General features: G+C 63.5%; 20 protein-coding genes, 1 tRNA gene and 3 pseudogenes. 11 read left to right on the forward strand and 13 right to left on the reverse strand.

Annotated features, from left to right (window positions below; translation table 11 throughout):
* The first annotated feature begins 24 nt into the window (after nucleotides 1-24).
* From RRX38_RS01320 to RRX38_RS01330, 3 genes are all read left to right on the forward strand, one after another.
* On the forward strand, nucleotides 25-1,335 hold the full coding sequence (locus RRX38_RS01320; protein ID WP_315961176.1) for an efflux RND transporter periplasmic adaptor subunit: 1,311 nt from the start codon (nucleotides 25-27) through the stop codon (nucleotides 1,333-1,335).
* Nucleotides 1,336-1,346: 11 nt separating this feature from the next.
* On the forward strand, nucleotides 1,347-4,475 hold the full coding sequence (locus RRX38_RS01325; protein WP_315961177.1) for a CusA/CzcA family heavy metal efflux RND transporter: 3,129 nt from the start codon (nucleotides 1,347-1,349) through the stop codon (nucleotides 4,473-4,475).
* A gap of 159 nt (nucleotides 4,476-4,634) precedes the next feature.
* Entirely contained in the window at nucleotides 4,635-4,961 is a 327-nt protein-coding gene (locus RRX38_RS01330) for a DUF2790 domain-containing protein (protein WP_315961178.1), read from the forward strand.
* A gap of 57 nt (nucleotides 4,962-5,018) precedes the next feature.
* Here RRX38_RS01330 and RRX38_RS01335 read toward each other — a convergent pair whose 3' ends face one another.
* Nucleotides 5,019-6,644 carry an NADP-dependent glyceraldehyde-3-phosphate dehydrogenase gene (locus RRX38_RS01335; protein WP_295479496.1) on the reverse strand — a complete coding sequence of 542 codons (1,626 nt, stop codon included), beginning with the start codon at nucleotides 6,642-6,644 and terminating at the stop codon, nucleotides 5,019-5,021.
* 159 nt (nucleotides 6,645-6,803) lie between these two features.
* Between RRX38_RS01335 and RRX38_RS01340 the strand changes: the two genes are divergently transcribed.
* The 3 genes and pseudogenes from RRX38_RS01340 (at nucleotide 6,804) to RRX38_RS01350 (ending at nucleotide 7,866) form a co-directional block, all read left to right on the forward strand.
* Nucleotides 6,804-6,879, forward strand: a tRNA-Asn gene (locus tag RRX38_RS01340).
* A gap of 196 nt (nucleotides 6,880-7,075) precedes the next feature.
* Nucleotides 7,076-7,255 (forward strand): annotated as a pseudogene (locus RRX38_RS01345) (ParA family protein); the annotation flags it as partial.
* A 134-nt stretch (nucleotides 7,256-7,389) separates the two neighbouring features.
* Nucleotides 7,390-7,866: a hypothetical protein gene (locus RRX38_RS01350; RefSeq protein ID WP_315961179.1), complete on the forward strand. Its 477-nt coding sequence runs from the start codon at nucleotides 7,390-7,392 to the stop codon at nucleotides 7,864-7,866.
* 73 nt (nucleotides 7,867-7,939) lie between these two features.
* On the opposite strand, the gene RRX38_RS01355 is transcribed toward RRX38_RS01350, so the two are convergent.
* Nucleotides 7,940-8,293: a hypothetical protein gene (locus tag RRX38_RS01355; RefSeq protein ID WP_315961180.1), complete on the reverse strand. Its 354-nt coding sequence runs from the start codon at nucleotides 8,291-8,293 to the stop codon at nucleotides 7,940-7,942.
* Between the two features lie 332 nt (nucleotides 8,294-8,625).
* Nucleotides 8,626-10,479 (reverse strand): ABC transporter ATP-binding protein, encoded by a 1,854-nt coding sequence (locus tag RRX38_RS01360; RefSeq protein WP_315961181.1) that lies wholly within the window; start codon nucleotides 10,477-10,479, stop codon nucleotides 8,626-8,628.
* Between the two features lie 511 nt (nucleotides 10,480-10,990).
* On the opposite strand from RRX38_RS01360, the gene RRX38_RS01365 reads away from it, so the two are divergent.
* Nucleotides 10,991-11,242 (forward strand): DUF1161 domain-containing protein, encoded by a 252-nt coding sequence (locus tag RRX38_RS01365; RefSeq protein WP_315961182.1) that lies wholly within the window; start codon nucleotides 10,991-10,993, stop codon nucleotides 11,240-11,242.
* A gap of 66 nt (nucleotides 11,243-11,308) precedes the next feature.
* Here RRX38_RS01365 and mrdA read toward each other — a convergent pair whose 3' ends face one another.
* From mrdA to RRX38_RS01380, 3 genes are all read right to left on the reverse strand, one after another.
* Nucleotides 11,309-13,201, reverse strand: coding sequence for a penicillin-binding protein 2 (gene mrdA, locus RRX38_RS01370; protein ID WP_315961183.1), 1,893 nt, complete (start codon nucleotides 13,199-13,201; stop codon nucleotides 11,309-11,311).
* Between the two features lie 279 nt (nucleotides 13,202-13,480).
* On the reverse strand, nucleotides 13,481-14,029 hold the full coding sequence (locus tag RRX38_RS01375) for a cytochrome b (protein WP_315961184.1): 549 nt from the start codon (nucleotides 14,027-14,029) through the stop codon (nucleotides 13,481-13,483).
* Nucleotides 14,029-15,066 carry a catalase family peroxidase gene (locus RRX38_RS01380; protein ID WP_315961185.1) on the reverse strand — a complete coding sequence of 346 codons (1,038 nt, stop codon included), beginning with the start codon at nucleotides 15,064-15,066 and terminating at the stop codon, nucleotides 14,029-14,031. The genes RRX38_RS01375 and RRX38_RS01380 overlap by 1 nt, the downstream gene beginning before the upstream one ends.
* A gap of 162 nt (nucleotides 15,067-15,228) precedes the next feature.
* Between RRX38_RS01380 and RRX38_RS01385 the strand changes: the two genes are divergently transcribed.
* Entirely contained in the window at nucleotides 15,229-15,738 is a 510-nt protein-coding gene (locus RRX38_RS01385) for a sigma-70 family RNA polymerase sigma factor (protein WP_295479471.1), read from the forward strand.
* Complete coding sequence (locus RRX38_RS01390; protein WP_315961186.1) at nucleotides 15,735-16,481, forward strand: anti-sigma factor; 747 nt, start codon at nucleotides 15,735-15,737, stop codon at nucleotides 16,479-16,481. Before RRX38_RS01385 ends, RRX38_RS01390 begins: the two co-directional genes overlap by 4 nt.
* A 101-nt stretch (nucleotides 16,482-16,582) precedes the next feature.
* Here RRX38_RS01390 and RRX38_RS01395 read toward each other — a convergent pair whose 3' ends face one another.
* The 6 genes and pseudogenes from RRX38_RS01395 to RRX38_RS01415 form a co-directional block, all read right to left on the reverse strand.
* Nucleotides 16,583-17,197, reverse strand: coding sequence for a dimethylsulfonioproprionate lyase family protein (locus tag RRX38_RS01395; RefSeq protein ID WP_315961187.1), 615 nt, complete (start codon nucleotides 17,195-17,197; stop codon nucleotides 16,583-16,585).
* 72 nt (nucleotides 17,198-17,269) lie between these two features.
* The gene (locus tag RRX38_RS24920; protein ID WP_410524887.1) at nucleotides 17,270-18,025 is read right to left on the reverse strand and encodes a methyl-accepting chemotaxis protein; all 756 of its coding nucleotides are present in this window, start codon (nucleotides 18,023-18,025) and stop codon (nucleotides 17,270-17,272) included.
* A gap of 102 nt (nucleotides 18,026-18,127) precedes the next feature.
* Nucleotides 18,128-19,450 (reverse strand): annotated as a pseudogene (locus RRX38_RS24925) (HAMP domain-containing protein); the annotation flags it as partial.
* 386 nt (nucleotides 19,451-19,836) lie between these two features.
* Complete coding sequence (locus RRX38_RS01405; protein WP_315961189.1) at nucleotides 19,837-20,082, reverse strand: transporter substrate-binding domain-containing protein; 246 nt, start codon at nucleotides 20,080-20,082, stop codon at nucleotides 19,837-19,839.
* Nucleotides 20,083-20,098: 16 nt separating this feature from the next.
* A pseudogene (locus tag RRX38_RS01410) lies at nucleotides 20,099-20,245 on the reverse strand (amino acid ABC transporter permease); the annotation flags it as partial.
* A gap of 14 nt (nucleotides 20,246-20,259) precedes the next feature.
* A complete protein-coding gene (locus RRX38_RS01415; protein WP_315961190.1) occupies nucleotides 20,260-21,159 on the reverse strand; it encodes a GGDEF domain-containing protein in 900 nt (299 codons plus the stop codon).
* 706 nt (nucleotides 21,160-21,865) lie between these two features.
* On the opposite strand from RRX38_RS01415, the gene RRX38_RS01420 reads away from it, so the two are divergent.
* A complete protein-coding gene (locus tag RRX38_RS01420; RefSeq protein ID WP_315961191.1) occupies nucleotides 21,866-23,164 on the forward strand; it encodes an MFS transporter in 1,299 nt (432 codons plus the stop codon).
* 13 nt (nucleotides 23,165-23,177) lie between these two features.
* Here RRX38_RS01420 and RRX38_RS01425 read toward each other — a convergent pair whose 3' ends face one another.
* On the reverse strand, nucleotides 23,178-23,594 hold the full coding sequence (locus tag RRX38_RS01425; protein ID WP_295470874.1) for a carboxymuconolactone decarboxylase family protein: 417 nt from the start codon (nucleotides 23,592-23,594) through the stop codon (nucleotides 23,178-23,180).
* Between the two features lie 202 nt (nucleotides 23,595-23,796).
* Between RRX38_RS01425 and pdxY the strand changes: the two genes are divergently transcribed.
* Complete coding sequence (pdxY, locus tag RRX38_RS01430) at nucleotides 23,797-24,666, forward strand: pyridoxal kinase PdxY (RefSeq protein WP_295470872.1); 870 nt, start codon at nucleotides 23,797-23,799, stop codon at nucleotides 24,664-24,666.
* Nucleotides 24,667-24,684 lie beyond the last annotated feature (18 nt).

A 24,684-nucleotide genomic window follows, 5' to 3' on the forward strand; every position in this document is an offset into this window, starting at 1 on the left:
CCTGTCACCCAAGCAGGAGCACTCATGAACAACACACGCAGCCTGGCCATTGCCGTGGCACTGGTCGCCTTGGGCGTCATCGGCGGCCTGACGGTCAACGACAAACGGGGCCTGCCGCTGGCCGGCGCGCAGGCCGCCACGAGCGATGAGCACGACCACGATCATGCCGAACCCACGCCCGCCAAACCGGATGAAAAATCGCGGAAAGCCGCCGAAGCGGCGCATGGGGCCGAGGACGGCCACGTCGACGGCGATGCACAGGGCAAAGGCGAAGAGCCGCATGAAGGTGAGCACGGCCATGAGGAGGCGGGGCAGGTGCCGCTCTCGGCCGAGCAGATACGCAGCGCCGGTATCGACGTGGCCGTGGCTGCGCTGCGGCCGATGAGTGCTTCGGTGAGTTTTCCTGGCGAGATCCGCTTCGACGAAGACCGTACCGCGCACCTGGTGCCGCGTGTCAGTGGTGTGGTGGAACAGGTCCTGGTCGAACTTGGCCAGCCGGTGAAGAAGGGCCAGGTGCTGGCGGTGATTGCCAGCCCGCAGATCGCCGACCAGAGAAGCGAGCTGAGCGCCGCACAACGGCGCCTGGAAACCGCGCGCCGCACTCTGGAGCGGGAAAAGACCCTGTGGCAGGACCGCATCTCGGCCGAGCAGGACTATCAACTGGCCCGCCAGGCTTTCGAAGAGGCGCAGATCAACCTGGCCAACGCCCGGCAGAAACTTTCGGTAATCGGGGGCGGGGGCAATCCGGCCGGCGGCAACCGTTATGAAATGGTCGCGCCCTTCGATGCGATGGTGGTGGAAAAGCACTTGAGCATCGGTGAGGTGGTGGGCGAGGCGAGCAACGCCTTCACCCTTTCGGACCTGTCGCGGGTCTGGGCGACCTTCGGGGTCACGGCCAGGGACCTGGACAAGGTGCGGGTCGGCCGCGAGGTGCTGGTCAGTGCGCCGGAACTCGCGACTCAGGTGCAAGGGCGCGTGGGCTATGTCGGCAGCCTGCTTGGCGAACAAAACCGCGCGGCACCGGTACGCGTCACCCTGGCCAACCCGCAGGGTGCCTGGCGTCCGGGCTTGTTGGTGGATATCGAAGTCGCGGTGGGTCAGGCCCCGACGGTGCTCAGCGTGCCGGAGGCGGCGCTGCAGACCGTCGACAACGCCAGTGTGGTGTTCCTGCGCAATGCCGAGGGGTTCAAGGCGCAGCCGGTGAAGACCGGGCGCCGGGCCAATGGCCAGGTGGAGATCCTCGACGGCCTGCAGGCCGGCACTGAAGTGGCCGTCGCCGGCAGCTTCGTTCTTAAGTCCGAGCTGGGCAAAGGCTCGGCCGAACACGCTCATTGAGGCCGCCCTACATGTTCGAACGCCTGATTCAATTCGCCATCGAGCAGCGCATCGTGGTGATGCTCGCCGTGCTGCTGATGGCCGGCCTGGGTATCGTCAGCTACCAGAAGCTGCCCATCGATGCCGTGCCGGACATCACCAATGTCCAGGTGCAGATCAATACCGCTGCGCCGGGCTACTCGCCGCTGGAAACCGAGCAACGCATCACCTTCGCCATCGAAACCGCCATGGCCGGTCTGCCGGGGCTGCAGCAGACCCGCTCGCTGTCACGCACCGGGCTGTCACAGGTGACGGTGATCTTCCAGGAAGGCACCGACCTGTTCGCCGCCCGCCAGTGGGTCAGCGAGCGCCTGCAGAACGCTCGCCAGCAGCTGCCAACCGGCGTGGATGCGGTGATGGGGCCGGTTTCCACCGGCCTGGGCGAGATCTTCCTGTGGACGGTGGAAAGCCGCCCCGGCGCTCTCAAGGACGATGGCACGCCCTATACGCCCACAGACCTGCGGGTGATCCAGGACTGGATCATCAAGCCGCAATTGCGCAATGTGCCGGGTGTGGCCGAGATCAACACCATCGGTGGCTTCGCCCGGCAATTCCAGATCGCCCCGGATCCGCGCAAGCTGGCGGCCTATCGCCTGACCCTCAATGACCTGCTCACCGCGCTGGAGCGTAACAACGCCAACGTCGGTGCCGGCTACATGGAGCGCAGTGGCGAACAGCTGGTCATCCGCGCCCCAGGTCAGCTGAGCGGCCTGGACGATATTGCCGACGTGGTGATCAGCAGTGCCCAGGGCACGCCGGTCAGGGTGCGCGACGTGGCGCAGGTGATGATCGGTAAAGAGCTGCGTTCTGGCGCCGCCACCGAAAACGGTCGTGAGGTGGTGCTCGGCACGGTGTTCATGCTCATTGGCGAGAACAGCCGCAGCGTCTCCAGGGCCGTGGCGGCCAGGCTGGAAGAGATCAACCGCACCCTGCCCGAAGGCGTGGTGGCCGTCACCGTGTACGACCGCACCAATCTGGTGGAGAAGGCCATCGCCACGGTGAAGAAGAACCTGGTCGAGGGGGCGGTGCTGGTCATCGCCATCCTGTTCCTGTTCCTCGGCAACATCCGTGCGGCGCTGATCACCGCCATGGTCATTCCGCTGTCGATGCTGTTCACCTTCACCGGGATGTTCGGCAACCGGGTCAGTGCCAACCTCATGAGCCTGGGCGCCCTGGATTTCGGCATCATCGTCGACGGGGCCGTGGTGATCGTCGAGAACTCGATCCGGCGCCTGGCCCACGCCCAGCATCGTCACGGCCGCCTGTTGACCCGGGCCGAACGCTTCCACGAGGTCTTCGTCGCCGCCCGTGAGGCACGCCGACCGCTGATCTTCGGGCAACTGATCATCATGGTGGTGTACCTGCCGATCTTTGCCCTCACCGGGGTCGAGGGCAAGATGTTCCAGCCCATGGCCTTTACCGTGGTGATTGCCCTGCTGGGCGCGATGATCCTGTCGGTGACCTTCGTACCGGCCGCCATTGCCATGTTCGTGACTGGCAAGGTCAAGGAAGAAGAGGGCCTGTTGATGCGTAAGGCGCGCGAAAGCTATGCCCCGGTGCTGGGCTGGGTGCTGGGCCATCGCAACCTGGCCTTCGGCGTGGCGGTCCTGCTGGTGGGGGTGTCCGGTTTTACCGCCAGCCGCATGGGCAGCGAGTTCATCCCCAGCCTCAGCGAAGGCGACTTTGCCCTGCAGGCCCTGCGCGTGCCGGGCACCAGCCTGAGCCAGTCGGTGGACATGCAGCAGCGCCTGGAAAAGGCCGTGATGGAACGCATGCCGGAAGTCGAGCGGATCTTCGCCCGTACCGGAACGGCGGAAATCGCCGCCGACCCGATGCCGCCGAACATTTCCGACAGCTACGTGATGCTCAAGCCGCGCAGTGAATGGCCCGACCCGGACAAGTCCCGCGACACCCTGATCGCCGAATTGCAGGCGGTGGCTGCCGGTGTGCCAGGCAGCAACTATGAGCTGTCACAGCCCATCCAGCTGCGCTTCAACGAGCTGATTTCCGGGGTGCGCAGCGACGTGGCGGTGAAGGTGTTCGGTGACGACACGCAGGTGTTGAACCAGACCGCCGCACAGATCGCCGCCAGCCTGCAGGGCGTGCCTGGTGCCTCGGAAGTGAAGGTGGAGCAGACCACCGGCCTGCCGGTACTGAACATCAATATCCGCCGTGACCAGGCGGCTCGTTTCGGCCTGAATGTCGGGGACGTGCAGGACGCCGTCGCGATCGCCGTTGGCGGTCGAGAGGCCGGTACGCTGTACGAGGGCGACCGGCGCTTCGACATGGTGGTGCGCCTGCCCGACAGCCTGCGCACCGACCTGGATGCCCTGGCCAGTCTGCTGATCCCGGTGCCCGGTGGCGCGGGCCAGCAGATCGGCTTCATCACGCTGGCACAGGTTGCCAGCCTGGATCTGCAACTGGGACCCAACCAGGTCAGCCGCGAGAATGGCAAGCGTGTGGTGGTGGTCAGCGCCAACGTGCGCGGTCGTGACCTCGGGTCGTTCGTCCAGGAGGCCGGCCAGCGGCTGCAGGAGCAGGTGCGTATTCCCGCGGGCTACTGGACCACCTGGGGCGGCCAGTTCGAGCAACTGCAATCGGCGGCGCAACGCCTGCAGATCGTCGTGCCCATCGCCTTGCTGCTGGTGCTGACGCTGCTGTTCATGATGTTCAACAACCTCAAGGATGGCCTTCTGGTGTTCACCGGCATTCCCTTCGCCTTGACTGGCGGGGTGTTGGCCTTGTGGCTGCGCGATATCCCGTTGTCCATCTCGGCGGGCGTGGGCTTCATCGCGTTGTCTGGCGTGGCGGTACTCAATGGTCTGGTGATGCTCGCCTTCATCCGCAACCTGCGCGAGGAGGGTCGCTCGCTGGCTGACGCCGTGCACGAAGGCGCGCTGACCCGTCTGCGCCCAGTGCTGATGACAGCCCTGGTGGCGTCACTGGGGTTCATTCCCATGGCCCTGGCCACCGGCACCGGTGCCGAGGTGCAGCGGCCCCTGGCAACGGTGGTGATTGGCGGCATCCTGTCGTCCACGGCACTGACCCTGCTGGTGCTGCCAGCGCTCTATCAATGGGCGCATCGCCGCGATCCCGACTGATTCACCAGCGCCAGCGCAGAACGCCCGCGGTCGCAAGACAGCGGGCGTTCTGCGTGTTGAGCCTGGGGTTGTGCAGATGACGAAATGGTCATTCTGGGGTCATGCCGGGTTAATTCACGGCTGGTTAAGCTGGCTCCATCTTTTGAAGGAGAACCCCCGATGAAAACCCTCAAGACCCTCGCCGCCATCCTCGTCTTCGGCCTGCCCCTGGCCGCCCAGGCCAACAGCCCCGAGCACGTGCGCCCGCAGGGCCCCCAAGGCTGGCGCGGCACCGTCGAGCATTTCGCCGAGCAGAGCGGTCGGCCCGCACCGGCGATCACCGAGTACCGTTATGGCATGCCGCTGGACGTCGCCAAGATGCATTTCCAGAGTCCTCTGGACAAGAGCTGCCAGGCGGTGCCGCGGCTGATGGTCTACGAGAACAGCCAGGGTGACCTGCAAGCCATGCGCTACCAGGCCATGAGCGGTTGCCGCTCTAACCAGTGAGTCAGGACGTCGCGCCGGGCGGCCACCGCAAGGCAGCGGCTGTCCGGCGTACAGCATCTAGAAGATGTAATCGGTGGTCAGGAAACTCGAGTCGCGATTGCGGATGATGTCACTGACCAGCGTCTTGTTGCTGTCCTGGAAGCGCGTGGCGACCAGGGTGCGGATGGAGAACACGCGCAAGGCGTCATGCACGGACAAGGTTCCCTCGGCAGAGTTCTTGCGGCCATTGAAGGGATACTGGTCCGGCCCGCGCTGGCACTGCGCGTTGATGTTGATCCGCCCGACCTGGTTGGCGAAGGCGTCCACCAGGCGCCCGACCTCGGCCGGATCGTTGCCGAACAGGCTCAGTTGCTGGCCGTAGTCGGAGTCGAGCACATAGTCGATCACCGTCTGCAGGTCGTTGTAGGCCACCACCGGCACTACCGGGCCGAACTGTTCCTCGTGGTACACGCGCATCGCCGGGGTCACCGGGTAGAGCAGGGCAGGGTAGAAGAAGCTCTGCAACACCTCGCCGCCGCCTTCGTTCACCACCTGCGCACCCTTGTCCACGGCATCGGCCACCAGGCCTTGCAGGTAGTCGGTCTTGCCCGGCTCCGGCAGCGGTGTCAGCGCCACGCCCGGCTCCCACGGCATGCCCGGCTTGAGCTGCGCCAGCCTGGCCTGGAATTTCTCCAGGAACGGCTGCACCACGTCTTCATGCACAAAGAGAATCTTCAGCGCCGTGCAGCGCTGGCCGTTGAACGACAGCGCGCCGGTGATCGACTCGTTCACCGCGTTGTCCAGGTCGACGTCCTTGAGCACGATGCCGGGGTTCTTGGCATCCAGGCCCAAGGCGGCGCGCAGACGGTGCGGGCGCGGGTGTAGCTTCTTCAGGTCGCTGGCGGCCTTGTTGGTGCCGATGAAGGCGAACACATCGATCTTGCCCGTGGCCATCAGCGCACTGACCGTTTCGCGGCCACGCCCGTAGATCACGTTGATGACCCCGGCCGGAAAGCTGTCGCGGAACGCCTCCAGCAATGGGCGGATCAGCAGTACACCGAACTTGGCCGGCTTGAACACCACGGTGTTGCCCATGATCAGTGCCGGTATCAGGGTGGTGAAGGTCTCGTTGAGCGGGTAGTTGTACGGGCCCATGCACAGCGTCACACCCAGCGGCACCCGGCGGATCTGCCCCAGCACGTCCTGCTCCAGCTCGAAGCGGCTGGAGCGGCGGTCCAGCTCCTTGAGGGCATTGATGGTGTCGACGATGTAGTCGCAGGTGCGGTCGAACTCCTTCTCCGAGTCCTTGAGGTTCTTGCCGATCTCCCACATCAGCAGGCGCACCACGGGCTCGCGCTGCTCGCGCATGCGCTTGAGGAACTGCTCGACATGGCGGATGCGCTCGGCCACGCGCATGGTCGGCCAGGCGCCCTGGCCACGATCATAGGCGCGCACGGCGGCGTCCAGCGCGGTCATGGCGGTGTCGGCATCCATCAGCGGCGTGCTGCCCAGAATCACTGGTTGCAACGCCTCGCCCTCACGCAGACACACCGGGCTGCGCACCGGCGCCAGCGGCCCCGACCAGCTCTCCAGAATGCCATCGACCAGGTACTCGCGCTGCTCGATGGCCGGCCCTGGCTGCCAAGTCTGCGGAATCTGCTCAAGGGTGGGGAACAGCGTTTCAAGACGACTGGCCTGCGGCATGACGATCACCTCGCTCGATGGGTGAAAAGGGGAGAGCCCCACACACTACGCCTGCCCAACCCGGCAAAGAACCCCGAATTTGCGAACAGACTGATTTTTATCAACTTTTTTCATCTCGGTGCTTGACGTTAATCTTCAACGCGGTATGATGGCGCCAATTCCGCGATAGCTCAGTTGGTAGAGCAAGTGACTGTTAATCACTGGGTCCCTGGTTCGAGTCCAGGTCGTGGAGCCAGAATTTTGTAATAGGAATCAAGGTCTTACGCAGCTCACGCTGAGAGATCGCACCAGTGATGACGCAGATGTCACTGGCACGCGATACCAGTGATAAGCACGTAAGACCTTTTTTCGTTTCCTGTTACAAAAAGCTCGGATTGCCGCTTCGGGTGTGCCCATGCCGTCTCTAATCAATCGATCTAGAGGCGTGCACCATGAACATCGCATCCATCGTTTCCACCAAGGGCGGACCCGGCAAGACCACGGTCACCGCCAACCTGGGCGCATTCTGCGCCGATGCCCAACTCCGAACCCTGCTCATCGACCTCGACACCCAGCCGTCGCTGTCGTCGTTCTATCGCCTGGAGCACGAAGCCCCTGGCGGCATCTTCGATTTCTTCCCAGGCATCCTCGGATCAGGTCGCACTATTCATCGGTGTTTGCGGTCTTAAGCCATTGGGGTGGGATATCCAGTCCAGTGGCACAAATGGGGATGGGCCTGCCAGGTTGAATCTTGAAAGGTGTTGTGATGGAAAACGCGGATGTCAGTCGTTTCAAGTCGCTCGATGATCGTAGCAAGATCGAATTTCTAGCCCATTTCGATGGCGCTTTGAAACTTGAATTTGTGAATTTCCTGGCAGATCTTGCCAGCGATCCCGAGCAGGACGATCTTCTCAGAATCGAGGCGATGAAGGTCGTGGGTTTGTACAAAGGGGCTTACGATGGCGCTGAGGTGCAACGGAAGCTCTTATACATCGCTCTACGTGAAGATGAGGATGATGAGGTAAGGGTGTATGCCTTCAACTCGCTGGCTTTCGTGGATGTCGGTGATGTCGAGGTGAACGCATCCAGAGCGCTGGTCAAGAGCGATGAATATATTTTGATCAAGGCGGCTGCTTTTTCACTGATCGCTCAGCACAAGCATTTGCCGGTCGCTCGAGAGGCATTGCAAGCGATTCAGGGCGACAAGGAGTTTGGCAAGGCTGCGGTGAGGGAGTTGGGTTGATTTTTTATATCAAGTGGCTGATTGATGCTCTTACATTTATGTCGAGGCACTCCGCTCAAATCAGCACTGGCCCTTATCTGCGCCATTCAGCCATACACAGAACCTCGTGTGAAGAGCAGGGGGCCGGAGCGCAGCCGAGATGCACAGTGCGCCGCCCGCTCAATGGGAGTAGGCAGGTACTTTTAAAGGCATCCCCAAGGTAAAGCGATTTACCACTTTCCATCGCCCGCTTGGCCAGACTCTGTAAATCTTTCAGCACCGGTACGAGATCTTCGGGTTCGCAGCTGAGTTCTTCGGTTGCGGACCACAGCACGGATGCCTTGCTCAGCGCGACTTCATTCGCTTGCGCCAGGACTTCCGTCAGTTCATCGGGAAACCGGTACAGCCAGGACTCACCGTCATCCCCGAGGAAGATGTCCTCGGGCATGTGTTTTTCGTCGTTCCATTCCTGCTCTTCCAGGATGGCCCAAAGTGTGCCGATTTCAAGATCGGTAAAGCCCTTGTACTGGACGGGCCTCAGCTGAGCTGCAATTTCTGCACCCTAATGGGACGTTTCGATTCGAGTGGCGTAGCGCAATGCATCGGCATCACTCGCCACGAAAAAGTCTGCAATGGTACTCATGACCGTTCTCCTGATTGCCTGACTTGTTGTGGTTGCAGGGTTCGGATTGTAGAAATGCCTAGAAAGGAGAGTGCGTGGCCCCAACTGGGACAGGCCATCGGCCCGCGCAGTGGATGACTGCGCGGGCCGACGCCTTTCTATTCCACCTCTTCCAGCACTCCCTGGTCCTCTCCCAGGAACCCGCCACTCTGATGCTGCCACAGGCGTGCGTACACGCCGTTCTTGGCCAGCAGTTCAGCGTGTGTGCCCTGTTCGATGATGCGTCCTTCGTCCATCACGATCAGCCGGTCCATGGCGGCGATGGTCGAGAGGCGGTGGGCGATGGCGATGACGGTCTTGCCGACCATCATTTCATCGAGGCTTTCCTGAATCGCCACTTCGACTTCCGAGTCCAGGGCGCTGGTGGCTTCGTCGAGCAGCAGGATCGGGGCGTTCTTGAGCATCACGCGGGCAATGGCGATGCGCTGGCGCTGGCCGCCGGAGAGCTTGATGCCACGCTCGCCGACCAGGGTGTCGTAGCCGCTGCGGCCCTGCTTGTCGCTCAACTGGCGGATGAAACCGTCAGCCTGGGCGTTGATGGCCGCACGCTGGATCTGCTCGTCGGTGGCATCCGGGCGACCGTAGGCGATGTTGTCGCGGATCGAGCGGTGCAGCAGCGAGGTGTCCTGGGTAACCATGCCGATGGCGCTGCGCAGGCTGTCCTGGGTCACTTGGGCGATGTTCTGCCCGTCGATGCGAATCTCGCCGCTGTCGACATCGTAGAAGCGCAGCAGCAGATTGATCAGCGTCGATTTACCGGCCCCGGAACGGCCCACCAGGCCGACTTTCTCGCCGGCTCGGATGTTCAGGGTCAAGCCATCGAGCACCTGGCGTTCGCCGTTGTAGTTGAAGCTCACCTTGTCGAAGCTCACCGCGCCGCCGGTGGTCACCAGCTCGCCGGCATTGGGCGCGTCCTGGACCTTGGGGCCGCGGGTCAGGGTTTCCATGCCGTCCTGCACGGTACCGATGCTCTCGAACAGCGAGGTCATCTGCCACATGATCCAGTGCGACATGCCGTTGATGCGCAAGGCCATGGCAGTGATCGCCGCTACCGCGCCGGCACCGACCTCGCCCAGGTGCCATAGCCACAGGGCATAGCCACCGGCAGCCATGATCAAGGCGACGACCAGGGCCTGGTTGACGATCTCGAACTGGCTGACCAGGCGCATCTGGCGAAAGCCGGTCTGTTTGAAGTCTTCCATCGCCGCACGGGCAAAGTGCGCCTCGCGCTTGGAGTGCGAGAACAACTTCACGGTGGTGATGTTGGTGTAGGCGTCGGAAACCCGGCCGGTCATCGACGAGCGTGCATGCGCCTGTTCCTGGCCGACTTTACCCAGGCGCGGCACGAAGTACAGCATGGCCAGGCCGAACAGGGCGATCCAGGCCATGAACGGCAGCATCAGTTTCAGGGCGAAACCACCGGCCAGGGCGATGATGGCAATGAAATACACGCCGATGCCGGGAATGATCTCGATGAGGGTGAACAGCACTTCACGCACGCCCAGGGCCGTTTGCATGACCTTGGTGGTGACCCGCCCGGAGAACTCGTCGGAAAAGAACGATAGGCTCTGGCGCAGCATCAGCCGGTGAAAGTCCCAGCGCAGTCGCAGTGGCAGGTTGATGGCCAGCACCTGGTGCTGGACCATGGTTCGCAGTGCCACCAGGCCAATGCTGACCACCAGCACGATACCGATGCCCCAGAGAACCTGGCGTTCCTCGCCGCTCACGGCACCGCCGGCCTGCCAGGTCGAGAGCAGGTCGACCACTTGACCGAGAAAGGCGAACAGCCAGGCCTCGTAGATCGATACCGCTGCGCTGAGTAGCGCAAACAGCAGGATGTAGCCGCGGGCGCCCCGGGTACAGGCCCAAAGAAAACGCACCAGACCCATCGGTGGGGGCGGCGTCTCGTCAGGCGGGAAGGGGTCGAGCCAGCGTTCGAACATGCGCAGCATTGTGGTCTCCAATTGATCCGTCAGGGAGATTGTGTCACCGACTGAGAGCTTTGAGTGGGTTAGGTGTCACTGGAGGGCAAAACGTTCCACGGCTGCGGCGTCGTCCGCGCCCCGGCGCGGTGTTGACCCCTGTCGTCAGCAAGGCACAGCCGTGCCGAGCCCTGCAACGTTGCGCCTGTTCGGTGTCAGACAACAGCCGGATTGCCCAGCCGCAATGAGCGCTAGAGGTAAACGGCGAAGCCTGCGGCTTGAATTGAACCCAACACTGTTCGGTCAGACCGTTGGAGCTTGCTCGCGATGGCTGCGTCATGTTCACAGCAGATACAGCGGCGTGGCCCGCTTTTCGCGAGCAAGCTCCAACAAAAGCCGAGAAGCGTTTAATCGAGCTGTATTGGACGTGAACCCCTTGCGCTGCAAGCCACCGCACCCAAGCGCAGCGGTGGGTACAACTGTCTGCCCCGGCTGCTGTCCGAGAGTAGAGTGGGCTAACGACAGGTGCAGGATGATCGGTATGAAAGGATGTACGGCAGTGCTGCTGGCGCTGGGTGTGCTGAGCAGCAATGCCTGGGCCACGCCCAAGTCGTGCGAAGAGCTCAAGAAGGAGGTCGAGTTGAAGATTCAGGCTGCCGGGGTGTCCAGCTATACGCTGGAAATCGTACCCAGCGACCAGAAAGTCGACGCCAGGGTGATCGGCACCTGTGATGGGGGTAACCGCAAGCTGGTCTACCAGCGTACCGACCTGATTGGCTCGCAGATAATGTAAAGGTGCTGTAAGGGCGGTCTCGACGACCTGACAGCGAACAGGCAGGCCGTCGGAAATGGCTGCCCCTCAGGTATGCGGAGCCGGTGCGGCGGGGGAGGCTCCGGCATACTCGCCCTTGAGGTGACCGTCCTTGTCCAGCAGGTAGCTGTCCATTACTTCGCGCACCACCGGCCCGGCCACGCGGCCGCCGGCTTCGCCGTTTTCGATCATCACCGCCACCACAACCTTCGGATGGTCGGCGGGGGCAAAACCGACGAACAATGCGTTATCGCGATTGCGCTCCAGGGTCTTGTCGCGGTTATAGCGTTCGCCTTGCTTGATCGCCACCACCTGCGCCGTACCGCTCTTGCCGGCAATCCGATACTGCGCTCCGGCAGCGGCGGCACGGGCGATGCCGCGAGGGTCATGCATGACCATCTGCATGCCCTGGTTGACCTGGTCCCAGGCGCGTTTGTCGTGCAGCACGATGTCAGGCATCGGGTGTTCATCCACCGGTGGCTGGCCGCCGACGCTCAGCGCCAGGTGCGGCCTGTGCCATACGCCCTTGCTGGCCACCAGGCTGGTCGCTTGGGCCAGTTGCAGCGGTGTCACCTGCATGTAGCCCTGGCCGATGCCGAGAATCAGGGTTTCGCCGGGGTACCAGGCCTGACGGCGGGTGGCGCGTTTCCAGTCCTGGGATGGCATCAAGCCAGGGGCTTCCTCGGACATGTCCAGCGAGACTTTCTGGCCCAGGCCGAATTCGGTCAGGTAGTCATGCAGGCGATCGATGCCCAGTTTGTGCGCAACGTCGTAGAAGTAGGTGTCGTTGGAACGCATGATGGCGGTATACATGTCCACCCAGCCGTCGCCGCTGCGGTTCCAGTTGCGGTACTTGTGGTCATAGTTGGGCAGTTCGTAGTAGCCGGCATCGAACACTCGGCTGGACGGGGTGATGACGCCGCTGTCGAGGCCGGCCAACGCCACCTCGGGCTTGACCGTCGAGCCTGGCGCGTACAGGCCGCGCAGCACCCGGTTGAACAGCGGCCGGTCGATCGAGTCGCGCAGCTCGGCGTATTGCTTGAAGCTGATGCCCTTGACGAACAGGTTGGGGTCGAAGGCCGGGTTACTGACCATCGCCAGCACGTCGCCGTTCGCAGGGTCCAGCACCACCACCGCGCCGCGTCGTTCTCCCAGGGCTTTTTCCGCCGCCAGCTGCAAGTGGGCATCCAGGCTGAGGTGGATATCTTCGCCTGGCACCGGGTCGTGGCGGTTCAGCACCCGCATGACCCGACCCTGGGCGTTGGTCTCGACCTCTTCATAGCCTACGTGGCCGTGCAGCTGCTTTTCATAGAAGTGCTCGATACCGGTCTTGCCCACCGACTGTGTACCCCGGTACTCAGTTGCGTCGAGGAACTTGGTTTCTCGTTCGTTGATCCGCCCGACATAGCCCACCGAATGGGCGAAATGTTCACCCAAGGGGTATTCGCGGATGAACTGCGCCTCGACATCCAGCCCGGGCAGGCGGAACTGGTTTACCGCGAGCAGGGCGATCTGTTCTTCGTTGAGGTCGAACATGAGGGTGACCGGCTCGAATGGCTTTCGCGCCCGGCGCAGGTCCTTGTCGAACTGTTGGCGATCTTCCTGCGACAGCGCCAGGACGTCGACCAGGCTGTCGAGCACCTTGGCTGCGTCACCTGCGCGTTCACGGGTCATGGTCAGGTTGAAGCTGGGCGTGTTTTCTGCCAGCAGCACGCCATTGCGGTCGTAGATCAGGCCGCGCTCTGGAGGAATCGGCAGTACATGTACGCGATTGTTTTCCGACACCGCCGTCTGCTGGTCATGTTGCAAGACCTGCAGCACATACAAGCGGCCGACCAATATGGCGGCCAGGCTGAGCACCAGCAAGGCGCAGGCCTTGACGCGTCCGTTGACCAGGCTGCGTTCTTGTTCGTGCTCCTTCAGGCGAAGAGGTTGTGGCATGGCGGGTACTGATCACTGTGAAAATGGATTTCTTTCCTGCAGGGCGCACAGCAGAGCCCGACAGCACGACGAAGATGATGGATGCCCGGTGGCCTGTGCGGGGCCTGGCTGGCAGGGGCCAATCGAGGAAAATGCGGGTTTTGCGCGGGTCAGGCCCGCCGTCTGAGCGGCGCTATTTTAGTCGTGATCAGGTGCCTCCGGGCCTTCATGAACAATTGTTCATGAAGGCCCGATCCATATTCCGCGTCGCCCGCAGGAAGCAGGGCCGTGGGGGGCACTTTAGTGCGGGTCTTCAGGTAACGCCATGCCCGTCATGCTGGGCAGTACCGCGTCGCGGCGGATCAACCCGTGGTACAGCGCGGCGGCCAGGTGCAGCAGGATCGTCAGCAGCAGCGCATAGGCAACCCAGGTATGGGCGCTGCGCAGTATCGCGTGCAGTTGCACCGAGGGCGACACCAGCGCGGGCAGTTCGAGACCGCCCCAGAGTACCACCGGGTAGCCGCCGGCCGACTGCATGCTCCAGCCCAGCAGGGGCTGGGCGAGCAGCAGGGCATAGAGCGCCAGGTGCGAGAGGTGCGCGGCGCCACGTTGCCAGCCGGGCATGTCGTGGGGCAGTGCTGGAATGCGCTGCGTCAGGCGTATTGCGATACGCAGCAGGACCATCACCAGCAACGCCGCCCCCAGTGTCTTGTGAATGACCACCAGCGTCGCGTAGTGCGGGGCAACGCTGGCGACCATGCCCAGGCCGACCAGCAGCATGGCCAGAACCAGGGGAGCCATCAGCCAGTGGAAGATGCGCATGACCAACGGGAAATGAGTCGGCTTCATCAGTGGTTCTCCTGGGCCTGTTCACGGGTACGGCGGTTGAAGGATTCCGAGTAGGCCGCCGAACGTGCGCTGAGCAGCGGGTCGTCAGAGGCTCGGATGCCATCGGGAAGAATCAGCGGGTCGTAGTTGATGTCGCGGCAGTCGCCGCCCATCTCGGGTTGCATGCGCTCGATCACCAGTTCGCCGGCGTCCAGCTGGGTGCGCTCTTTGGGCCACGCCTGGGTAGCATCGACGGTGCTGTCGCCCGGCTCACCCAGGGTGAATCGCAAGCGCCAGCGCAGCGGGCCCTGGGCCAGGCGCTGAGCGAGTTCATCGGCGAGGAAATTGGCGTCGCCACGCTTGTCGGCCGCTAGCGGCTCATAGGGCGCGACGGGTTGCACCGACCAGCGCACCGGATGTTCGTGCCCCTGGCCATCCACCAGGTAGAAAGCGTTGAGGCTGTAGTAGGCGCCATTGGCATAGCTGGACGAGGGCGTGGAAGATTTCGCCCAGTCGCGGAAAGCCTGGGTTTCCGGGTGCGCCTTGAAGAAGGCCGCCGCTTTTTCCGGGTCGGGCTTGCCGGTGTCGGGTTGCGGCGCCGTGGCTTTCTGCAGCTCATAGAAGCTGGCCACGTCACGGACCACGAACACCGGCATCGCGTTCATCGCGGTGCGCCATTCCTGGCCCTCGGCGGGCTGGAAGCGCAGCGCCAGGCTGCGGATCGGTGCGGCGCCGTCGCTGGCCGCCGGGTTGCCACCGGGAATCGCCAGACGGCCCACGACCGGTACGCGGCCCGGCGCGAACAGTGCAGCCCGTGACAACTCGGCGGCCGCGCCATTGCTTTCGAAGTGCCCGATCACGCACAGCCCCTTGGCATGGTTGCGCCGATAGCCGGGGTGGACACCGCCGTTGGCCTCCAGGGCATTGATGACTTTCGCCGGGGTCAGGCGTTGCGGGTCGAGCCAGCCGCCCGCGTAGGCGAACACGGCGGCCGTGCCCAGCACCACGACGGCGATGGCGGCCAGGCGCAGGGGGATATGGGGGGTGCTACCTGTCATTTAGGCTTCCTTGGGCTTAGGCTGAGTGCATTGAGCGGGTACGACGCACCACGTGCGCGGTTATTCCCGCAGGCCGCGCAGAAATCTTTTTCGCCCACATCGGGAATAGATCGTCGCCACGTTCGTCTTTACCGCTCGAATCCACCACTAACCGGCGCTGCGATGCACACACTGGATGACCAATCACTGCGCGACCTGTTGCCCCGGTTACGGCGCTTCGCCCTGTCGCTGACCCGCAGCACCAGCAGCGCCGACGACCTGGTCCAGGCCACGCTGGAAAAGGCGCTGTCGGCCTGGAGCGAGCGCCGCGCCGAAGGCGACCTGCGCGCCTGGCTGTTCTCGATCCTTTACCGCCACTTCATCGATGGCCAGCGCCGCGCGCGGCGCTACGCGCGGATCCTCAGCCTGTTCGGCGCAGACAACCTGGCGAGCGCATCGCCCGAAGAAATCGTCAGCGCCCGTTCGACCCTGGAAGCCTTCGAGCGCCTGCCCGCCGAACAGCGAGCGCTACTGGAGCTGGTCAGCGTCGAAGGGTTGAGTTATCGCGAAGTCGCCCAGGCGCTGGATATTCCCATGGGTACGGTCATGTCCCGGCTGTCGCGCGCCCGCCAGGCGCTGCGTAGCCTGAGCGAGGGACAGGCCACGACACCCTCATTACGGGTACTGAAATGAACGAACGCATTCCCCACGACGATGAGCTGCACGCCTATCTCGACGGCCAGCTTGAACCTGCACACCGCCAGTGGCTGGAAGCCTGGCTGGCGGTTCATCCTGAAGATGCCCGCCGCGTGCAGGGTTGGCGCCAGGATGCCCAGCAGTTGCGTGCGGCCTTCGCCGGCCAGGGCGGCGGGCCGCTGCCTGAACGACTCGACCCGGCTCACATTCGCCGCGGCCTTCGGCAGCGTTGGCAGGCACGCCTGGCCACCGCAGCGGCCCTGCTCGTGGCACTGGGTGTCGGCGGCTTGGGTGGCTGGCAGATGCGCGGTGATAGCGTGGCACGGCACAGCCTGCCGATGCAGGATGCGGTACAGGCATATCGGCTGTTCGCCGGCGCCGACCAGAACGTCCTCGACCTGCACGAGGGAGGCGAACTGCGCAACTGGCTGGCGCGCTACCTGAAAGATGCCACGCCGCCGCCGGCCATGGATCGCGTCGGCCTGAAGACGGTCGGTGCGCGTCTGCTGGCCACCGAGCAAGGCGCGGCGGCGCTGGTGATCTACGAGGATGGCCAGGGCCGCCGCCTGACCTTCTTTATCCGCCCACCGGGCTCGCACAACGAGCTGCTGCCGCCGGGGCAGCGTACCGAAGGCGACCTGCTGACACGCTACTGGAGCCACGGCGGCTACAACTACGCGGTGGTCAGCCGCAGTGATGACCCATTGGCTGAAAGGGTGGGGGAAATGGTGGGGTTTTAGGCCTAATCCAGGTCAGTCAGGCGCTCTGAGGCTGGGTGGGAGCGAGCTTGCTCGCGAATAGGCCTGCTGTGAACGTGACGTCGCTTTCGCTGAGCAGCGCTCTACAGCAACAGCCCCCACAACGCCAGCAGCGGCTTTGCTCCGGACTTCATTGCGTGGACGATGGACGGCTCGTTGTGCACGATGCCGCCACAACCTGGACTCCACCAGCCACGGCCCTCCTGATACCACTCACCCTCGCTCAGCACGATGTAGAACTCTTCGGGCGGGTGCTGATGAAACGGATAAGTCACCTGCGGCGCCATCACCGCCACGCCCAGGGTGAGGGTCGCGCAGGCGATGGGCGCGGTTGGGCCCACCAGCATGGCGTGGCGATGGCGGTCGACAAAATGGTCATCCTGCCCTGGGGCGGCCTGGCGCTGCATCCAGTCGGCATGGGGCAGCAAGTCGTCGATGCTGTCGATGACCCTGTCGACCTGCGGCGCGGTACCACGGGCATCCGCCATCGCCGTGTCGAACCAGGCGCGGATAGCGGTCGGGGGCTCAACACGCTCGCCTTTCTCGGCCAGTTGCAACATGGCCGACTGCAGCGTCTTGCGGCAGCGCTCGATACCGGCGTTGTTGGGACCTCCGCTGACCAGCAGCGCGGCCAGCGCGTCCAGCAGCTGCCTGGCATGAGCAACGGCGTGATGATCAGGGCTGGCGACTTCGGGCATCGGCAGAGCCTCCGGGGTTCGGCAACAGGCTTGGAAGGGGGCAGCGGGAGGGCCGCTGCACCTGGCCGCTATCTAAACACGGAACTGATCCATTAGGCGCAACTGGTCACTGGCCAGACTGTTGAGCTGGCTGCTGATCTGCGCGGCGTCGTCGGCCTTTTCCGTCAGGCTTTCGGTCACGCTGCGGATGGCCGAAACGTTGCGATCGACTTCCTCGGCCACCGCGCTCTGTTGTTCTGCGGCACTGGCAATCTGCAGGTTCATGTCATTGATGACCGTCACCGCGGCGCTGATTTCGTTGAGGGCATGCGAGGCTTCATGGATGCGCCTGGCACTGGTTTCGGCCTGGGACTGGCTGGAATGCATGGTCGCGACTACGTTGGCGGTGCCTTCGCGGATACGCGCGACGACCAGGCGGATCTCTTCGACCGAGTCCTGGGTGCGCTTGGCCAGGCTGCGTACTTCATCGGCGACAACCGCGAAGCCTCGGCCGTTCTCACCGGCACGTGCGGCTTCAATGGCGGCATTGAGGGCCAGCAGGTTGGTCTGCTCGGCAATACTGCGAATCACGTCCAGCACCAGGCCGACCTCCTGGCTGCTGTGCTCCAGCGTCGAGACTTCCGCTACCGCCTTGTTGACTTCGCTTGCCAGGCTGGAAATGTCCTGGTTGCTTTTTTCGATGATCGACATGCCTTGCCTGGACGCCTGGTCCGCATTGCGGGCGGCTTGCATGGCATTCGAAGCGCTGGTGGCAACGTCATGCGCGGTGGCGTTCATCTGGTTGGAGGCGGCGGCCACCTGCTCGATTTCCCTGAACTGGATCTGCATGCCTTCGCTGGTCTCCTGGGCGATGCTCGACGACTGATCGGCGGTCTGGCGCGCATTGGAGGTGATCTGCTTGATCTGCGCGATGGTCGGCTGCAGCTTGTCGAGAAAGCGGTTGAACCATTTGACCAGTTCTCCCAGCTCGTCGGCCTTGTGGTAGTTGAGGCGCTGCGTCAGGTCGCCGTCACCACTGGCAATGTCCTTGAGCATTTCGGCGACACCGTTGATCGGCCGGGTAACCCCGGACGCCGTGGCCCAGATCAACAGCAGGCCCAGTGCCGCAGCGATGGACGCGATCACCAGAGATTTGATCGTGTTGTCGGTCTTGGCCTGCTCCAACAGGCTCTGCAGCTTGTCAGAGTCGGCCATCAGCACCGCCTTGGGCAGATCGATCGACACACCCCATGGCGCCGCGCCGGGAATGGGCGCAACGGCACTGACCGCGCGGATGGAGGCATCGCTGGTGAGGATCGACGCTGCCGGGTCTTTGAGGCCGTTGAGCAGCGGCTCGCTCTGTGCGCCGAGGACGTCCTTGACGTTCTTGCTGACCTGCGCGGCGTCGTCACTGTAGGCCGCCAGAATACCGCTGGGCGTCACCACCAGCACTCGACCGGCGCCCCCGAAGATCTTCTTCTGCGCATCGTTGGCGGCCTGTTGCAACGAGCCCAGGCTCAGGTCCACGCCAATCACCGCGACGACTTTTCCGTTCACGACCACCGGTTGGGAAAGTGAAGTCATCAACTGGACGACGCCACCTTGGGTGTCGGCGTAAGGAGCCATCAGGCAGGCTGCCTTGCTATCGCGGGGGCAGGTGTACCAGCTGTTGTAGGGCACACCGCTGATACTGAGTTCCGTCTTCGAGATATCGGCTTCGCTGATGGGGAAGTTCATGTCCTGACCTGTGCCGCGGTTCCAGGCGCTGGCAAAACGTCCCGACTCACTCGAGCCGCGGGCCATGTCATCGACGAACTCGCTGTCCTTGCCATCCAGGGCATTGGGTTCATAAGCCAGCCAGATGCCCAGTACGTCGGTATTACGCTCGAAGGTGGTCTTCAGTTCCTTGTTGAGTTCTTCACGCAGCGTCGCCGCGCTCAGGTCACGCTGTGCGGCCATGGCTTGCAGGTTCTTGGCGTGGTCGGAAAGCGCAGTGATGACCTGCAGGTTCTTGGCGAAGTATTGCTGCAGGCTTTTGCCCTGGTTGCCGGTTTCGGCAGACAGCAGCCGTTCCACACCGTCGGACAGCATCTTGCTGCTGGAGCTACTGATCAGGCGGTTGTTCTGTACGCCTTGGTAGATATCCATGCCAACCACCAGGCCTGTCACGATGACCAGGCACAGCCCGGACAGCAGGGTGATCTTGGAGCGGATGGAAAGGGCAGTGCGCATGGGCAAGCTCCAGTTGGGTGTTGTGATGTCGACCCGAGGCATGGTCGATGATCTTTCACGCTCTTGGGGGGCATCGGCTTGGGGCAGTCTTTCTTTAAGGAATGCCGCTCGACGGCCGTCATTGTCGAAGGCGGCGCCTCCCTGGCAGCGGCGATATCGGCCGCGCCGGCGAGTGTCGGTGCAGGAGGGGGGCGGCAGGCTTCAGGCCGGCAAGCTTCTTGCGGCTGAAGGCGCTTTTACAGGGCAAGAGCCGCGCCGAAGGATAACGGGTGGGACCGGCTTCAGCCGGGAGGCTTTTTTCGTCTGAAGCCACTCCTCTTGGGCGAGCGTGGTGCTGACGGATTCGGCAGCATCAGGCTCGCTGAGGCGATCAGCCGAGGTGCTCCGATGTCGGTGATCTTTTCACCCAGGCCATAGCTGCTGCCGATCTAGCGCATGTCGCCGTCTGCATGCAGTTGCTGAATGTGCGCCGACAGCGCCTGGCCCAGCGCGTCGTTCTGTTTGGTGAACATGACTGCGGCCTGGCCGGGTTGTTGCGAGGCCTTCACCCGCGGGTCGCCTTGCGCCACATTGATGCTGGCCCCCGCATAGGCGCCTTTCTGCTGGGTGGTCTTGGCCACCGCGAAGCTGTCGGTGGCGACATCGATGTGCCCCGAGGTCAGGTCCTGGGCCATGGTGACGGGGGGCGGAGATGTATTGGAAGGTGCTGGAGCCGATCATCGACGCGCGGCTCACCCGCTCCGGCAGGGCGATGGTGAAGCGCAGCGACGAGGCCTGGAAAATCATGAGGGAGAAACCCGGCAGCGCCGGAATGGCAATGCGCAACGCCTGGGGCAGGGTGTAGCCAACGCTCAGTTTTGAAATTCGGCGTAAAGATTACCGCCCTGGCGCTTGGCGGCATAAGAAGCCTGGTCGGCACGGTCCATCAGCGCTTCCAGGGCGCTGTCCGGGGTGGCGTGGGCGTAGCCGAGGCTGGCGCCGATCTCGACTTGCAGGGTCTGGTCGAACAGCCAGAAGGGTTCGCCCAGTGCCTGCGTGATGCGTGCGGCCAGTGCCGTGGCATCTTCGGCTTTCAAGAGTGGAGCCTGGAGCACGACGAATTCGTCGCCGCCGAGTCGGGCCACGGTGTCGGTGCTGCGTACCACGCCCTGGATGCGCGACGCGACCTCCTTGAGCAGCGCGTCGCCGGCGGAATGCCCATGGGTGTCGTTGATCGCCTTGAAGCGGTCCAGGTCGAGGCAGTGCAGCACGAACGGCTCTGTGGAGTGCGTGGCGAGCTTGAAGGCCTTGACCAGGCCACGGTGGTTGGCAAGGCCGGTCAGCGGGTCGTACTCCGCCAGGCGGGCCATTTCCAGGCGGTCCTTGATGTTGCGGATGGCGGTCTTGTAGGCGTGTCTGATGGTGTCGATACCGCCCAGCAGAAACAGCAGGAACATGCCTGCGAGAATCTGATTGGATAATTCCCGGGTATAGAGGGCGGTCAGGATGGACGGCGGCACTGCCAGGCACAGGGCCAGGCAGGCAATCCCGGGCCTGACGTACAGCCTGGCCACGACACCGGCGGCGTAGCCGAACAGCATCGCCACGCACAGCAGCTTGACGTCCTGTTCGTTGACCAGAAATGCACGGGAAACCGACGCACCGACCGATGCCGCGATCACGGTGGTGGTCACGATATGCATGATTTCCCAGAACTGCGCTTCGGGTCTTTCCAGCCGCGAATATTTGCGACGGGCCTTATGCACTTGCATGCAGGTGACTTTTATCGCCGACGCCAGTCCGCCAATAACGGCCATCCAGGCAAAGATTGCCTCGCTCGTGGCGTGCCAGGAAAATAAATTCAGTGCGATCAACGTGACGCACATGATGGAAGTGGGCTTGGAGGTATGGGAAAGTTCTGCGATGAGTGCCAGATAAATATCCGGGCGCTCAACTGAGGAAGTATTGTGCGAGGTCTGCATGACGGTTCTTGATAATGCTCGGGTCAGTCGTTCTGGCAGCATTCTCGCTGGGTGGGGCGCTGCGGGATTATCGATCATTTGCAGGGAAACAGGCAATTCCCAGTCGGCTTTTGGAAATTGAAAAACAGTGACCTCTGCTAATGGATGCGATATTCGGAATTACCAGGCTCTCGGGCAATTAGCCAAGCATTTCATGATTGAGCGAATTGCATGAATAATTTGCCGCGGCAATGAACGCTGCAGAGACTTTTCATTTCAACCACTTATTCCGCTCGGATAAAACGGCCCGGCACTCAGGGCAAATGCTACACCGGTGGCGTAAGAAGAATTTTTCATGGGCTGGGCACTGCGCGAGGTTCTTCTGGTCATATTTTGTAACCTTTGCCCCGCAGGTCTTCCGCTCGAGGTTCGCTCGGTGAAGCCGCTGAACGCGGGTTCATCGTCGCTGGACTCGCTCGGGGCCACGTGATTCCGTACCGCCAGAAGGTCATCATTCATGCCCGTCACCTCAACTGCCTCCCGTCACATCACCGGGAGCGAGCCTTCGCGCCGTACCCGGCGCGGCCTCGACATTCTCAATTTCACCCTGGCCGACGTGCGTGACGGCCTGGGACCGTACCTGGCGATCTACCTGATTGCCGTGCGCGGGCCGGGGGAGGGCTGGAACGAGGCCACGGTGGGCTTCGTCATGACCCTGGCCGGCATCGCCGGGCTGATCTCGCAGACCCCGGCGGGGGCGTTCATCGACCGAAGTCGGCACAAGCGCGCGGTGATCGGCGTCGCAGCCCTGCTGGTGACCTTCTGCAGCCTGCTGCTGCCATGGATCTCCAGCTTCGCCATGGTCGCCTTGACCCAGTCGCTGGCCCAGGTCGCGGCGGCAGTCTTCGCGCCGGCGCTGGCGGCCATCACCCTCGGGATCGTCGGGCCGGCGGCCTTCACCCGGCACATCGGTCGCAACGAAGGCTTCAACCACGCGGGCAATGCCTTTTCGGCAGCACTGGCCGGTGCACTGGGCTATCTGTTCGGGCCGATGGTGGTGTTCTGGCTGATGGCCGCGCTGGCCTTCGCTTCGATCATTGCCCTGTGGCAGGTGCCGGCCGATGAAATCGACGACGACCTGGCGCGCGGGCTGGATGATGGCCCGAGCGCGCACCCGCCGGTGTCGTCCTGGCAGGCGCTGTTAGCCAATCGCCACCTGATGCTTCTGGCGCTCCTGGCAGCGATCTTCCACCTGGCCAATGCGGCGATGCTGCCGTCCATCGGTCAGCAGCTCACGCACATCATCGGCAAGGACAGTGCCACTTCGCTGATCGCCCTGTGCATCGTCGCCGCCCAATGCGTGATGGTGCCGGTGGCGATTCTGGTGGGGCGACACGCTGACCGCTTCGGGCGCAAGCCGATATTCCTGTTCGGTTTCGCGATACTGGCGCTGCGTGGCGTGCTTTATACCTTTTCCGACAACCCCTTTTACCTGGTCGCGGTGCAGTGCCTGGACGGCATCGGTGCGGGGATCTTCGGCGCGCTGCTGCCGGTGGTGATCGCCGACCTGACCCGTGGTACCGGGCGGTTCAATGTCAGCCAGGGGGCGGTCGCCACGGTACAGGGCATCGGCGCCTCTCTGAGCGCGACGCTGGCCGGGGTGATCATCGTGCATTTCAGCTATGCGTACGCCTTCCTGACCCTGGCTGCCATCGCCGGAATCGGCTTCGTGCTGTACCTGTTGCTGATGCCGGAGACCATGCGCCAGGCTGGCGCGGTGAAGCCCGCGACCGTGCAGATCGCGGGCCAGGAATGACCTCGCTGTGGCGTCAGTCGGCCTTGGCTGCCTGATCCTGCTGGAACTTCTTCACCACTTCGTTGGCGATCTTGAAGCTGTCCAGGGCGGCGGGCACGCCGCAGTAGATGCACGCTTGAAGGAGAATTTCCTGGATCTCGGCCGGCGAGACGCCGTTGTTCAGGGCGCCGAGCACGTGCAGGCGTACCTCGTTGGGGCGGTTGAGCGCGGTGAGCATGGCCAGGTTGAGCATGCTGCGGGTCTTCAGGTCCAGGCCCGGCCGGGTCCAGACTTCGCCCCAGCACCATTCGGTGGTGATTTTCTGCATCGGGATCATGAAGTCTTCGACCTCATTCACCGAGCGGTCCACGTACTCGGCGCCGAGCACTTCGCGGCGTACCGCCAGGCCCTTGCGAAATTGCGGGGTATCGAATTCATCGGGCAGTGACATTGCAGGCTCCTGATTGCGCATGGTGAGGGGGCGGCAGGCGCCTGGCGGGCCCCGGCCGGGTGGGCAGAGAGTAGAGCACCACGGCAGGGGACGGAAAGCCTGATTTGCCCCGCGCCGCCCGGTTTGCGCCACGGGCCTGATCCCGTCCCAGCAATAGGGGTATGATCGGGGCTTCCCTTCGTCACCAGGACCCGCGCCGCCCATGCCTGATTCCCTTCCGCCCTGTGTGCTTTCCATCCAGTCCCACGTCGCCCTGGGCCACGTCGGCAACGATGCCGCCGTGTTCCCCCTGCAACGCCTGGGCTTCGAGGTGCTGCCGGTGCATACCGTGCAGTTCTCCAACCACACCGGCTATGGTCAGTTCCGTGGCCAGGTGTTCGATGCCGAACACATTCGCGAGGTGCTGGCCGGGCTGCGTGATCGCGGTGCGTTATCCCGGGTTTCGGCGGTGCTGTCCGGGTACCTGGGCGATGCGGGTATCGGTGCGGTGATCCTCGAAGCGGTGGACGAGATCCGCCGCGACAACCCGGCGGTGCGCTACCTGTGCGACCCGGTGATGGGTGACGTGGGGCGTGGCGTATTCGTCAACCCGGCGATTCCGGACTTTCTGCGCAACCTGGCGATTCCCCACGCGAGCATCGTCACCCCTAACCAGTTCGAGTTCGAACTGCTGACCGGCAGCCGCCTGGTCAGCGTCGAGGATGCCGTGCGTACTGCGCGACAACTGCGTGGGCGCGGCCCGGACGTCGTGGTGATCACCAGCCTGGCGACCCCAGACATCCCCGCCGACCAGCTCGGCACCCTGGCAGTCAACGGCGAAGGCGCCTGGCTGGTGAATACCCCGCGTCTGGCCCTGCACCCGCTGCCCAACGGTATGGGCGACGTGTTCTCCGCCACCTTGCTGGCGCGCCTGCTGGGCGGCCAGCCCGTGGCGCAGGCGCTGGAACTGGCCACCGCCACGCTGTTCGGCCTGGTCGGCGCCACCGCCGAAGGCTCCCGTGACCTGCCACTGGTCGCTGCCCAGGAGCAGATCGTCAAGCCTGAGCAGGCCTTCGCTGCCACACCCGTCTGACGTCCTGGCTTTGCGGGT

Origin of the sequence: Pseudomonas sp. DTU_2021_1001937_2_SI_NGA_ILE_001, from assembly GCF_032463525.1 — a bacterium.
GTDB lineage: Bacteria > Pseudomonadota > Gammaproteobacteria > Pseudomonadales > Pseudomonadaceae > Aquipseudomonas.

Bases quoted from the DNA above. Each gene is read 5' to 3' on its own strand.
- RRX38_RS01375 (WP_315961184.1), bottom strand. From the start codon at position 14,029: ATGAAGCCGACTCATTTCCCGTTGGTCATGCGCATCTTCCACTGGCTG.
- RRX38_RS01380 (WP_315961185.1), bottom strand. From the start codon at position 15,066: ATGACAGGTAGCACCCCCCATATCCCCCTGCGCCTGGCCGCCATCGCC.
- RRX38_RS01360 (WP_315961181.1), bottom strand. From the start codon at position 10,479: ATGCTGCGCATGTTCGAACGCTGGCTCGACCCCTTCCCGCCTGACGAG.
- RRX38_RS01425 (WP_295470874.1), bottom strand. From the start codon at position 23,594: ATGTCACTGCCCGATGAATTCGATACCCCGCAATTTCGCAAGGGCCTG.
- RRX38_RS01385 (WP_295479471.1), top strand. From the start codon at position 15,229: ATGCACACACTGGATGACCAATCACTGCGCGACCTGTTGCCCCGGTTA.
- pdxY (WP_295470872.1), top strand. From the start codon at position 23,797: ATGCCTGATTCCCTTCCGCCCTGTGTGCTTTCCATCCAGTCCCACGTC.
- RRX38_RS24920 (WP_410524887.1), bottom strand. From the start codon at position 18,025: ATGCAGATCCAGTTCAGGGAAATCGAGCAGGTGGCCGCCGCCTCCAAC.
- RRX38_RS01325 (WP_315961177.1), top strand. From the start codon at position 1,347: ATGTTCGAACGCCTGATTCAATTCGCCATCGAGCAGCGCATCGTGGTG.
- mrdA (WP_315961183.1), bottom strand. From the start codon at position 13,201: ATGCCACAACCTCTTCGCCTGAAGGAGCACGAACAAGAACGCAGCCTG.
- RRX38_RS01355 (WP_315961180.1), bottom strand. From the start codon at position 8,293: ATGCCCGAGGACATCTTCCTCGGGGATGACGGTGAGTCCTGGCTGTAC.
- RRX38_RS01420 (WP_315961191.1), top strand. From the start codon at position 21,866: ATGCCCGTCACCTCAACTGCCTCCCGTCACATCACCGGGAGCGAGCCT.
- RRX38_RS01320 (WP_315961176.1), top strand. From the start codon at position 25: ATGAACAACACACGCAGCCTGGCCATTGCCGTGGCACTGGTCGCCTTG.
- RRX38_RS01395 (WP_315961187.1), bottom strand. From the start codon at position 17,197: ATGCCCGAAGTCGCCAGCCCTGATCATCACGCCGTTGCTCATGCCAGG.
- RRX38_RS01390 (WP_315961186.1), top strand. From the start codon at position 15,735: ATGAACGAACGCATTCCCCACGACGATGAGCTGCACGCCTATCTCGAC.
- RRX38_RS01330 (WP_315961178.1), top strand. From the start codon at position 4,635: ATGAAAACCCTCAAGACCCTCGCCGCCATCCTCGTCTTCGGCCTGCCC.
- RRX38_RS01415 (WP_315961190.1), bottom strand. From the start codon at position 21,159: ATGCAAGTGCATAAGGCCCGTCGCAAATATTCGCGGCTGGAAAGACCC.
- RRX38_RS01405 (WP_315961189.1), bottom strand. From the start codon at position 20,082: ATGGCCCAGGACCTGACCTCGGGGCACATCGATGTCGCCACCGACAGC.
- RRX38_RS01335 (WP_295479496.1), bottom strand. From the start codon at position 6,644: ATGCCGCAGGCCAGTCGTCTTGAAACGCTGTTCCCCACCCTTGAGCAG.
- RRX38_RS01365 (WP_315961182.1), top strand. From the start codon at position 10,991: ATGAAAGGATGTACGGCAGTGCTGCTGGCGCTGGGTGTGCTGAGCAGC.
- RRX38_RS01350 (WP_315961179.1), top strand. From the start codon at position 7,390: ATGGAAAACGCGGATGTCAGTCGTTTCAAGTCGCTCGATGATCGTAGC.